This window comes from Stenotrophomonas sp. DDT-1 (assembly GCF_001580555.1).
Taxonomy (GTDB): domain Bacteria; phylum Pseudomonadota; class Gammaproteobacteria; order Xanthomonadales; family Xanthomonadaceae; genus Stenotrophomonas; species Stenotrophomonas sepilia.
The window spans coordinates 1-11,426 of the sequence record NZ_LEKR01000073.1 but is presented as its reverse complement, the minus strand read 5'-3'; the positions used below and the strand labels follow the sequence as shown (position 1 = coordinate 11,426).

Annotated in this window: 10 protein-coding genes and 1 tRNA gene; 1 reads left to right on the top strand and 10 read right to left on the bottom strand. The window is 68.9% G+C overall.

Annotated elements, in window-relative coordinates; genetic code table 11:
- The 5 genes from AB839_RS20450 to rph form a co-directional block, all read right to left on the bottom strand.
- The coding region (locus AB839_RS20450; protein WP_061480724.1) for a DUF1631 family protein at positions 1-1,508 on the bottom strand (1,508 nt) is incomplete at its 3' end.
- Between the two features lie 201 nt (positions 1,509-1,709).
- On the bottom strand, positions 1,710-2,936 hold the full coding sequence (gene hemW, locus AB839_RS20445; protein ID WP_061480726.1) for a radical SAM family heme chaperone HemW: 1,227 nt from the start codon (positions 2,934-2,936) through the stop codon (positions 1,710-1,712).
- Positions 2,937-2,992: 56 nt separating this feature from the next.
- The gene (gene rdgB / locus AB839_RS20440) at positions 2,993-3,589 is read right to left on the bottom strand and encodes an RdgB/HAM1 family non-canonical purine NTP pyrophosphatase (RefSeq protein ID WP_061480723.1); all 597 of its coding nucleotides are present in this window, start codon (positions 3,587-3,589) and stop codon (positions 2,993-2,995) included.
- Positions 3,586-3,975: a VOC family protein gene (locus tag AB839_RS20435; protein ID WP_061480722.1), complete on the bottom strand. Its 390-nt coding sequence runs from the start codon at positions 3,973-3,975 to the stop codon at positions 3,586-3,588. The genes rdgB and AB839_RS20435 overlap by 4 nt, the downstream gene beginning before the upstream one ends.
- Positions 3,972-4,697, bottom strand: a complete 726-nt coding sequence (rph, locus tag AB839_RS20430; protein WP_061480721.1) for a ribonuclease PH — start codon at positions 4,695-4,697, stop codon at positions 3,972-3,974. The genes AB839_RS20435 and rph overlap by 4 nt, the downstream gene beginning before the upstream one ends.
- Positions 4,698-4,822: 125 nt before the next feature.
- On the opposite strand from rph, the gene AB839_RS20425 reads away from it, so the two are divergent.
- The gene (locus AB839_RS20425; protein WP_061480720.1) at positions 4,823-5,683 is read left to right on the top strand and encodes a YicC/YloC family endoribonuclease; all 861 of its coding nucleotides are present in this window, start codon (positions 4,823-4,825) and stop codon (positions 5,681-5,683) included.
- Positions 5,684-5,740: 57 nt separating this feature from the next.
- Here AB839_RS20425 and selD read toward each other — a convergent pair whose 3' ends face one another.
- From selD to fdhE, 5 genes are all read right to left on the bottom strand, one after another.
- Complete coding sequence (gene selD / locus AB839_RS20420; protein WP_061480719.1) at positions 5,741-6,820, bottom strand: selenide, water dikinase SelD; 1,080 nt, start codon at positions 6,818-6,820, stop codon at positions 5,741-5,743.
- A 26-nt stretch (positions 6,821-6,846) separates the two neighbouring features.
- Positions 6,847-6,942 (bottom strand) — tRNA-Sec (locus AB839_RS20415).
- A 24-nt stretch (positions 6,943-6,966) separates the two neighbouring features.
- Complete coding sequence (selB, locus tag AB839_RS20410) at positions 6,967-8,898, bottom strand: selenocysteine-specific translation elongation factor (protein WP_061480725.1); 1,932 nt, start codon at positions 8,896-8,898, stop codon at positions 6,967-6,969.
- Positions 8,895-10,319, bottom strand: coding sequence for an L-seryl-tRNA(Sec) selenium transferase (selA, locus tag AB839_RS20405; protein WP_061480718.1), 1,425 nt, complete (start codon positions 10,317-10,319; stop codon positions 8,895-8,897). The genes selB and selA overlap by 4 nt, the downstream gene beginning before the upstream one ends.
- 3 nt (positions 10,320-10,322) lie before the next feature.
- Positions 10,323-11,306, bottom strand: coding sequence for a formate dehydrogenase accessory protein FdhE (gene fdhE / locus AB839_RS20400; protein WP_061480717.1), 984 nt, complete (start codon positions 11,304-11,306; stop codon positions 10,323-10,325).
- Positions 11,307-11,426: the final 120 nt, after the last annotated feature.

The window sequence follows — 11,426 nt, the reverse complement described above, 5'->3', positions numbered from 1 at the left end:
GCAGCTTCGACATGGCGGCGTTCGGCCAACTCGGCGCGATGCGCTGCGGCACGCTGATGCTGCTGCACGTCCTCGTTCGCGCTGGCGAAGGCCTCCGGCGCCCGCGCATCCTGGCCCAGCAGGCCCTGCACGCTCTGCGCCATGCGCTGCAGCAACTGCGGGTCGACGTCATCGTCGCCCAGCCAGTTGGCGCCGACTTCGGCAATCTGGTTGAGCAGTTCGCGCGCGGGGTGCTCGTCGCGCACGAAGAAGCCGGGGTCGGCCATTGCCGCACGTGCCAGCGGTACCTGCAGGCGCGCCAGCAGGGCGGCCGGCACCGGGTCCGGACGCTGCTGCTGCTGCACCTGCTGCATCAGCATGCGCAGCAGGTCGAGGCTGTCGCGGTCGTGGCTGCCCAGCTGGGCCTGCGTGCCATGCTCGCTGCGCAGTTGCGCCACCACGGCCGCCTGCAGGTCCGCCACGCCGGTGGCGGCGCTGGACTGCGCCTGCAGGCGTGCGAGGACCGCATCCACGGCCGCGCTGGGCACAGCATCGCGATCCGCAGGTGCTGCGCTGGCATGGCGTGCCTGCTGCAGCAGCGCATGCAGCGCGCTGCCCGTGGAGGTGGTCAGGCCCGGCAAGGCCGCGCCGGCCGTGCTGTCATCCTGGAAAGCGTCCTGCACCAGGCTCGACCAGGAGCCGGCCGGTGCCGATCCGTTCCAGCCGGTCAGTGGCGCGGCGGCACGCTTTGCCGGCTGCGTGGTGCGACCACCGCCCACCGACTGGGTGATGATCCGCCGGGTGCTCGATGAACGCGCCAGATAGGGGGTATAGACCAGGCCGGGCAGCACGCCGTGCTGGGCCAGCAGGGCATTGGCACGGTCGAGGATGTCGCCCAGGCGTTCCAGCACCTGGCGTTCGAAGCTGCGGTACAGCGCCAGCTGAACGTCGACGGCGAGCGAATCCTGTTCGGCAATCCGGCGCAGCATGGCGCACAGTGCCTGCGGTGCCAGCGGCAGGGTGTCGGCCTCGAAGGCCGGTGCTGCCGCCAGTACGCCCAGGCGTTGGCCCAGCAGGTTCAGCGTGTTGGTCGAGCGCAGCGTTTCCCGCCGCACCATCTCGGTCAGCAGCAGGTCGCGGTCCACTTCATGCTCATCGACCAGCGACAGCCCGAGCATGCCGGGCAGCGGCGGCGGCGTGGAACCGGTGCTGGAGTGGGCCGTGGGTTCGCGCAGCCGTATCAGCGCATCGGCCACGGCATCAAGCATGCGGTCAGCGAAATGACCGGAGAAGGCATGCAACTGGCCGCGCTGGGCCATCAGCTCCGCCTGCAGCTGCGGATTGCGCGCGCGATCCGCGTCGTGCAGCAGCGTCTGCTCCAACGCTTCGATGGTCAGGATCAGCGGCGCGGCCAGCGTTTGCCGGCACAGGCCGATCAACGCGCCCAGCAGCTCACGCACCCGCGGTGGCAGGTCGCTGGCGGCCAGGCGGGCTTTGTCGGCAGAGGTAATGGAAAAGACAGCTGACATCGGCGAGCGGTACCCGGATTCCCGCGGATCGATCTTGTGAATCTACCGTGTCGGCCGCAGTCGGCGCTACTTTAGGGTGAACGTGTCTCACGTCCGCTGGGGAGGGACGACGGATGAACGGTGGTGCCGGTCGCTGGCCGGCAACGCTGTCTCCACCGGAGTACCGGCCAGCGGCCGGCGCTACCCGCTACGGCGGAAGGTCTAGTCCTCCAGGAACAGGCTCACCACGTCGTTGGTGAACCGGCGGCCCAGCTCGGTCGGCTGCACATGGCCCTCCGCCACGTCCAGCCAGCCGCGCTGCACGGCCTCGCCCAGGGGCGCGTCCAGCACGCTGCGCGGCAGCCCGGTGCGCGACTCGAAATCGCGCAGGCCGAAACCTTCGTGCAGGCGCAGCAGGTTGAGCATGTACTCAAACGGCAGCCGCTCCGGCGCGATCACGTCGTCACCACCGAACGAGGCCGGGGTGCCCGCGCTGTCCAGGTAGGCCTGCGGATGCTTCAGTTTCCAGCGGCGCAGCACGTGTTCTTCGGCACCCGAGCTGATCTTGCCGTGCGCGCCAGCGCCGATGCCCAGGTAATCGCCGAAACGCCAGTAGTTCAGGTTGTGCGCACTCTGCCGACCGGGGCGTGCGTAGGCGCTGACTTCGTACTGGCTGAAACCGGCCTGCGCCAGCAGCGCCTGGCAGTGCTCCTGCATGTCCCAGGCATTGTCTTCATCGGGAATGCCCTGCGGCGGACGCGCGAAGAACACCGTGTTCGGTTCCAGGGTCAGCTGGTAGTGCGAGATATGGGCCGGTTGCAGCGCAAATGCACGTTCCAGATCGGCCTCGGCACCGGCCAGGGTCTGTTCCGGCAGCGCGTACATCAGGTCGATGTTGAAGTTGTCGTAGCCCGCGTCCTGCGCCATCTTCACCGCGCGCTCGGCTTCGCCACTGTCGTGGATGCGGCCCAGGCGCTTGAGCATGGCGTCGTCGAAACTCTGGATGCCGAAGCTGAGGCGGTTCACGCCTGCCGCGCGGTAGCGGTCGAAGCGGCCATGCTCGGCGGTGCCCGGGTTGGTTTCCAGGGTGATTTCGGCGTTGGGGGCAAAGCGCAGGCGCGCGCTGGCCTGCTGCAGGAAACGGTCGATCGCTTCCGGCGGGAACAGGCTGGGCGTACCGCCGCCGAAGAACACGCTGTGCACCACCCGGCCCCAGACCAGCGGCAGGTCCTGGTCGAGATCGCGCAGCAGTGCATCGATGTAGCCATCGAACGGCAGCTCACCCTTGGCCTGGTGCGAGTTGAAATCGCAGTACGGGCACTTGCGCACGCACCACGGCAGGTGCACGTACAGCGACAGCGGTGGCGGCACCAGCCGCGGCGGGCTGTCGGGGGCAGCGGAGCAGGCTTCGCCGGGCAGGTGGTTGCAGTGGTCGTGGGCGTGCGGCATGGGCTTCATCGGTAGTGCCGGCCATTGGCCGGCTTCCCTGGTTCGATCAGGTGGCGTCAGTACAGCGTCGCCAGCTGCTGCTTGAGCTGCTGCAGGGCAATGGCACGGTGGCTGATTGCATTCTTCAGTGCCGGCTCCATTTCCGCGGCGGTCAGGCCGTGAGTGGTGTCCAGGAATACCGGGTTGTAGCCAAAACCATTCGTGCCACGCAGCTCGCGGATGATCTGTCCTTCCCAGCGCCCTTCGCAGATCAACGGCTGCGGGTCGGTGGCGTGGCGCAGCAGCACGATCACCGCATAGAAGCGGGCGCTGCGCTGGCCGTCGGGCACTGCGGCCATCGCGTCCAGCAGCTTGGCGTTGTTGGCCGCCGCGTTGGTCGGGTGGCCGGCATAGCGCGCGCTGTACAGGCCGGGCGCGCCGCCGAGTGCATCGACGATCAGGCCCGAATCATCGGCCAGTGCCGGCAGGCCGGTCGCTTCGCAGGCCGCGCGTGCCTTCAGCAGCGCATTCTCGACGAAGGTCAGGCCGGTCTCTTCCACGTCGCCCAGGCCCAGTTCGGCGGCCGAGGTGATCTGCAGCGGCAGGTCGGCGAGGATCTCCTGCATCTCCACCAGCTTGCCGGTGTTGTGGCTGGCCAGTACCAGTTTCTTCATTGACGGGGCTCCAGCAGGTCCCAGGTGTTGCCATACAGATCGCGGAACACCGCGACCGTTGCATAGGGTTCTTCGCGCGGCGCTTCCAGGAACTCGACGCCGGCGGCCAGCATCGCCGCGTGGTCGCGGTGGAAGTCGTCGGTGTTGAGGAAGAAGGCGACGCGGCCACCGGTCTGGTTGCCAATGCGGCTGCGCTGCGCCTCGTCGCTGGCACGGGCCAGCAACAGGGCGGCGGCGCTGCCGTCGGTCGGGCCGACCACCACCCAGCGCTTGTGGCCCTGGTCGATGTCTTCCAGCAGCGTGAAGCCGAGCTTGCCGGTGTACCAGGCAATGGCTTCGTCATAGTCGGCCACCACAAGGGTGGTCAGGGCAAGGCGCCGGTTCATGCCGACAGCGCCGCCTGCTGCGCGGCCAGCAGCTCGGCCACGCCCTTTTCGGCCAGGCCCAGCAGCGCGTCCAGTTCATCGCGACGGAAGGCGTGGCCTTCGGCGGTGCCCTGCAGTTCGATGAAGCCGCCACCGTCGTTCATCACCACGTTCATGTCGGTGTCGCAGTCGCTGTCTTCGGCGTAGTCCAGGTCCAGCACCGGGGTGCCGCGGTACACGCCCACCGACACCGCCGCCACTGCGCCCAGGATCGGGTTGCGCTTGATGTCGCCACGCTTCATCAGCACGTTCACCGCATCGACCAGGGCCACGTAGGCGCCGGTGATGGCGGCGGTGCGGGTGCCACCGTCGGCCTGCAGCACGTCGCAGTCCAAGGTGATGGTGCGCTCGCCCAGCGCGTTGCGGTCCACGCACGCGCGCAGGCTGCGGCCGATCAGGCGCTGGATCTCCAGCGTGCGACCGCCCTGCTTGCCACGGGCTGCTTCGCGGTCGCTGCGGGTGTGGGTGGCGCGCGGCAGCATGCCGTACTCGGCAGTCACCCAGCCTTCGCCCTTGCCGCGCAGGAAGCCCGGCACGCGGTTCTCGACGCTGGCGGTGCACAGCACACGGGTTTCACCGAAGCACACCAGTACCGACCCTTCGGCGTGGCGGGTGAAGCCGCGTTGGATGACGACCGCGCGGAGCTGGTCGGGCTGGCGGCCGCTGGGGCGGGAATCGGACATGGTGCGGGGTTCCGTAATGGCGAGGGAGTACGCCGCCACGCCCGCGGCCTTCACGGGGCGGGCAAGGGGGCTCTGGTGAGGGCGCTAGGGTACCATTCCCCCTTTGCACGCACCGGACACATTCCATGATTCGAAGCATGACCGCCTATGCCGGCGGCGAGCGGGTCACCCCGTGGGGCACGCTGGGCTGCGAGCTGCGCTCGGTCAACCACCGCTTCCTGGAGGTCGGCACCCGCCTGCCCGAAGAACTGCGGGCGCTGGAACCGCAGCTGCGCGAGCGCATCGCCGCACGCCTGAGCCGTGGCAAGCTGGATCTGGTGATGCGCCTGCGTGCACCGGAGGCAGCGGCCAACCTGCAGGTGGACGAGGCCCTGCTGGGCCAGCTGGGCCGCCTGGCGCACCGGCTGACCTCTGATTTCCCCAATCTGCAGGTCAGCTTCACCGAGCTGCTGCAGCTGCCCGGCGTGACCCGCGGCGAGGCCACCGATGCCGCCGCCCTGCAGGCCGAGGCACTGGCCCTGCTGGACCAGGTGCTGGACGGCTTCGTCGAGGCCCGTGAGCGCGAAGGCGGCAAGTTGTCGGCCGCCATCAGCGAGCGCGTGGACGGCATCGAACGCATCGCGACTGAAGTGCGCACGCTGATTCCGGCCATTCGCGACGGCCAGCGCGCCAAGCTGGCCGCCCGCCTGGCCGACCTGCCGCACCCGGTCGACCCTGGTCGTGCCGAACAGGAGCTGGTGCTGTGGCTGCAGAAGCTGGACGTGGATGAGGAGCTGGACCGCCTCGGCAGCCACATCATCGAGATCCGCCGCGTGCTCAAGCAGCGCGAGCCGGTCGGTCGCCGCCTGGACTTCCTGCTGCAGGAGTTCAACCGCGAAGCCAATACGCTGGGCTCGAAGTCGGTGGACAGCCGTACGTCCAATGCCGCGGTGGAGCTGAAGGTGCTGATCGACCAGATCCGCGAACAGGTGCAGAACATCGAGTGATGCTGCATCCCGCGGTACAGCAGGGGCGTCTTCGGGCGCCCTTGTCGTTTCAGCGCATCAGCGCACGCTGACGCCTGGCGCTCCTTCGGCCAGCCGCCCCACCACGGCCGCCTGGCCGAACCCCGCGTCGTGGAAACAGGCCAGCACCGCATCCACCGCCTCCGGGGCGCAGGACACCAGCAGCCCACCGCTGGTCTGTGGGTCGGTCAGCAGCGGCTGCCAGTGTGCCGACAACCCATCGGCGAAACGCACCTCCGCACCATACGAGGCCCAGTTGCGATTGGAGGCGCCGGTTACGCAGCCGCGCTGCAGCAGGTCCAAGGCCTGCGGCAGCAGCGGGATCTGCGCGCTGTCCACTTCGGCGGCAACGCCACTGGCCCGGCACACTTCCAGCAGGTGGCCGAGCAGGCCGAAACCGGTGACGTCGGTCATCGCGTGCACACCGTCCAGCGCGGCCAGCGGCACGCCCACGGTATTCAGGCGGGTGGTCGACGCGATCATCTGCTGGTAGCCCTCGGCATCCAGCACTTCTTTCTTCAGCGCCGACGAATACACGCCCACGCCCAGCGGCTTGCCCAGCACCAGTACATCGCCGGCGCGGGCATCGGCATTGCGCCTGAGCCGCTGCGGGTCGAGCACGCCGATCGCGGCCAGGCCATAGATGGGTTCCACCGAATCGATGCTGTGGCCTCCAGCGACCACGATGCCGGCATCGGCGCAGGCACGCTCGCCGCCCTGCAGGATGCCGCGGATGGTCTCCTGCGGCAGCGTGTTGATCGGCATGCCGACGATGGCCAGCGCGAACAATGGTCGTGCCCCCATCGCATACAGGTCCGACAGCGCGTTGGTGGCAGCGATGCGGCCGAAGTCGAACGGGTCGTCCACAATCGGCATGAAGAAATCGGTAGTGGCGACGATTGCCTGGCGATCATCGAGGCGGTACACCGCGGCGTCGTCGCTGGTCTCGCGGCCGACCAGCAGTTCGGCCGGTGCCGGAAGCGCTGGCACGCCCCGCAGCAGTTCGGACAGCACGCCCGGCGCGATCTTGCAGCCGCAGCCGCCGCCGTGTGCCAGCGAAGTCAGTCGTTGCGGGGCATCGGCCGTTGAAGGGGCGGGGGACTGCGCGTGCGTGGCCATGCCGACATCTCCTGCGGAAACACCAATGGCGGAAGGCAGCAGGAGTCGAACCTACCAGGGAACGATCGACGCCCCCTACTGGGTTTGAAGCCCAGCCGCATGCCCGGATGCGCATGCCTTCCGAAAGTACGGCGGCACCGGTGGGCTCATTCGCGGGCTGCGTTCCACTGCAGGTCGCCGCGCGGCCGATGCTGGTCACCGACGCGTCGAGTGTAGCCAACGCGGTTGAAGAACTCCAAGATCTGGATGCTGCGCTTGCGGCCCAGGCCGATGGCATCGCGGAAGGTGGCCGCATCCACCGTGCCGGTGGCCTGCGACAGCTGCGCGACGATCGCGGCCAGCTCGGCAATGCGGGCCGGTGCATAGAACAGGTCCGGCACCACCTGGAACAGTTCGCCACGCGCGGTGGCGCGGCGCAGGACGGCGCGGACCTCGTCTTCGGCCAGACCGGCGTCGGTGGCCAGCGTGCGCACCCACGGTGGATCAAAGCGACCGGCGTGCAGTTGCGGCAGCACGCGTTCCAGCAGAAGTCGCTCGCGTTCCGGCGGCGCATGGTCATGGCCGGGCAGGCGCCACCAGGCGCCCACGCGCTGCACGCTGCCGTCGTCCAGCAGGCCCTGCAGCAGAGCATTCCACAGGCTCGTTGCAAGCGCGGGCAGCGTACTGCGCTGCAGGCGCCCGCTATCAACACCGGGTTCATCCGGACGTCGCTCGTGCCAGCTGCGCAGCGACATGGTCACCTGTTCGCGAAGCGCCTGCCAGTGCGAAGCAAGGATGACCACCGTGTCTTCGCGGGTGACGATGCGCCGTGTGTCTGCAGGCAGATCGATCCGGTCGGCCGCGCGCCGGCAGTAGCGTTGCAGGGCGGCCATGGCTATGCCGAAGGAAGCCTGCTGCAACAGCGGGCCGATTCCTGCCCCTGCCGCCAGCTGCTCCAGTGCGCCCAGCCAGGCGAGCCGTGCCGGGCTGCGCCGGCGCCGCTGTGGTGGGTCCGGATCGAGCACGATGCCACCACCCAGCGTGCGGATGGCCGCTGAATCACGGGCGATGAATCGATCACCGCACATCGCGCAGACCGGTGCATCGAACACCAGTTGCACCAACTGTCCGTCGCCGTGATCGACATCCTCCAGCAGCACCACATGGGCCTGCCGGTGCATCGTGCCCCAGTGGATGTGCAGCGGCGCCCAGTCCCGCAACGGTGCGGCCAGTGCGGAAAGCCGCAGGCGCACGTCGACGCGACGGGTCGCCAGCAGGGCGCGCGGGTCGGCGATCCAGTCGCCACGGTGGATGTCGTCGCGGGCGATGGCAGCCAGGTTCAACGCGCAGCGCTGCCCGGCCATGGCGTGTTCGCTGGCCTGGTTCTGCGCGTGGATGCTGCGTACGCGCACGTCCGTGGCGGCCGGCATCAGCTGCAGATGCTCACCCACGGCAGCGATGCCGCCGTGCACTGCGCCGGTCACCAGCGTGCCGTGGCCGGCCAGCGAGAACACGCGGTCCACCGGCATGCGGAACAGCTCGCCGCGCAGTTCGGCCTGGCGCGTGTTGGCGTCGTCCGACGCCCACGCGTGCAGCTGGGTACGCAGCGCGTTGATGCCAGCATCGTCGGGTACGGTGCTGTTGCAGGCGAATACGGGGGAATCCTGCAGCGGCGTTCCGGCCAGCAGCGCGGCGATCTCGATCTCGACCCGGGCGATGCGCGCGGCGTCCACGCGGTCGATCTTGGTCAGGGCGACTGCACCGCGATCCACGCCCAGCAACTGCAGGATTGCCAGGTGCTCGCGGGTCTGCGGCATCACACCGTCGTCGGCGGCGATCACCAGCAGGGCGACATCGATGCCGGTGGCGCCGGCCACCATCGTATGCACGAAGCGTTCATGGCCCGGCACATCGACGAAACCCAGCGTCGCCTCGGCATTCCCTCCGCCTGTGTTCTCCACCGGGACATAGGCATAGCCCAGCTCGATGGAGATGCCGCGTGTGCGTTCTTCCTGCAGGCGATCGGTTTCGATGCCGGTCAGTGCGCGCACCAGGCTGGTCTTGCCATGGTCGATATGCCCGGCGGTGCCAACGATCATGCCTGCAGCGTGCTCCATTGCGCGAGGAAGGCGGCTTCGTCGGTGGGTTCCAGGCAGCGCAGGTCCAGCCAAAGCGCGTCATCGGCAATGCGGCCCAGCACCGGCCGCGGCAGCTGGCGCAAGCGCTTGGCCAAGCGATCCAGCCCGCCGCGGCGCGCGCTGGTAACGCGCAGTCCGGCGCTGGCCAGCTGCGCCTGTGGCTGCGCGCCGCTGCCGATCTGGCTGTACATCGAAGCCCGTTCAAGCGCATAGTCGGCGGCCAGCGACGCGCGCATCGGCTGCAGCAGGCGGTGTGCCTGCTCGTCGATGTCATCCCGCAGGCGCGAAAGGCTGCGCAGGGTCGGCAGCCGCAGTGCCAGCAGTTCCGGTTCGCGGTACAGGGCCAGCACGGCTTCCAGTGCGGCCAGGCCCATCTTGTCCATGCGCAGCGCCCGCTTGAGCGGGTTGCGGTTGATCCGCGCGATCAGGTCGGCGCGGCCGGCGATGATCCCGGCCTGGGGGCCGCCCAGCAGTTTGTCGCCACTGAACGAAACCAGATCGGCGCCGGCCGCCAGTGCTTCCTGCACGGTGGGCTCGTGCGGCAGGCCGAAGGCCGCCAGGTCGCACAGGCTGCCACTGCCCAGGTCCACCACCAGCGGCAGGCCGTGCTCGTGCGCGATCGCAGCCATTGCCGCAGTGTCGACCTTGGCGGTGAAACCGGTGATCGCGTAGTTGCTGGCATGCACTTCCATCAGCAACGCGGTACGGGCGCCGATGGCATGGGCGAAGTCGGCCGGGTGGGTACGGTTGGTGGTGCCCACTTCCAGCAGTCGCGCGCCGGCGCTGCGCATCACATCGGGAATGCGGAAGGCGCCGCCGATCTCCACCAGTTCGCCGCGCGAGACGACCACCTCGCGGCGGTTGGCCAGGCTGTTGAGCAGCAGCAGGACCGCCGCCGCATTGTTGTTGACCACGGTGGCGGCTTCGGCGCCCGTCAGTTCGCAGACCAGCGCCTGCACCCGTGCATCGCGGTCGCCGCGGCGGCCGCGGGTGATGTCGAATTCCAGATCGACCGGCGCTGTCATTGCGCGGGTGACCGCCTGCACGGCGACATTGGGCAACAGGGCGCGGCCCAGGTTGGTGTGCAGCACGGTGCCGGTCAGGTTGAAGATCGGCTGCAGGTCCAGCCGTGCATCGGCCGCCAGTGCGGCGTCGAGCGCCGCGACCAGCGACGGGCCGTTGATGGCCTGTTCGAGGCGTTCGGCCGAGAGCTGCGCGGCGCTGATACGGTCGCGTAGTTCCTGCAGGTGTGCGCGCAGCAGTTGGGTGATGCGGCTGCGGCCGTGGCGTTCGATCATGGCCGATAACGCAGGCAGGCGCAGCAGCCGGTCCAGCGAAGGCAGGGCGGCGGCCGATGCCGGTGTGGCGTGCGAGCGTGGCATAGGTCAGTCGCCGTCGGATTGCCACAGCAGCGGGTTCTGGCTGGCGCGCGCATAGCCTTCCTCGGCCAGCAGCAGGTCCAGCGCCAGCGTGCCGAGGTCATCGGCCACCGGCTCCAGTGACGGATCTTTCTCCAGGTACAGGATCTTGCGATAGCTGTGGCAGTGGTCGCAGGTCTCGGCGCGCACCGCACTCTCGCGCACCGCCTCGCCGCGGTCACCGTCCACATCGGCCAGGGCGCGATAGGCAATGTCCTTGCCTGCGGCGCCGCACTGGCTGCACTGCACGCGCACGTAATGCCACTGGCAGGCACACAGCGAGCACGACAGGTAGCGATAGGCGGCGTAGGGCGGGCGCGCCTGCACCACGCTGGCCACCGGCAGCGTGCCACAGAGCGGGCACAGCCCCGGTGCATCGGCCAGCGGCTTCAGGTCGGTCGGATGGAAGGTGGCGGCGAGCACCGCCCAGTACACCTGCAGCGCGTTCATCACCAGCAGCGCAGCGACGGCGTCGACCGAGGGCGCGTCATCGCGTTCCAGCACCGCATGCGCCTGTGCATCCAGCCACGCATCATCAGCAGCCGCGACGCGCTGCAGCTCCTGCCGGGTTTCCACCGGCAGGCCCGTTTCGTCGGCACAGTGCTGGCACAGCGTGCGCAGCCAGTCGTGCCAGCGCCCATCCAGTTGCAGTGTGTTGGCCGGTCGCAACGGCATGCCGGCGCCGGCCGCCGCGCTCGACTGCTGTGCACGCGCCTGTGCCTGCAGGTCCTCGCGTTGCTGCCCTGTCAACGCATCCAGCAGCGCCTGCTGTGCATCGGCCAGCGCCGCCAGCAGCTGCAGGTAGCCGCCGATGGCACTGTGCGCGGCGAGGCTGCGCAGGCGTGCCGCGCGTGTGGCGAACAGCGACTCGGTATCAGGCAGGATGATGCGCGGCACATCGCGCGAGGCGAGCGTCTCGATCTCACCGGGTTCAAGGATGCGTTGCGCCATGCAGGGCCAGCCAGAAGAACCAGGCTCCATCCTCGCTGTTGTCGGCGCTGGCGTCCAGCGTGTTGCCGGCCATCTGAAATGGTTGGGGTCAGATCCGTTTTCCACAGGAAAACGGATCTG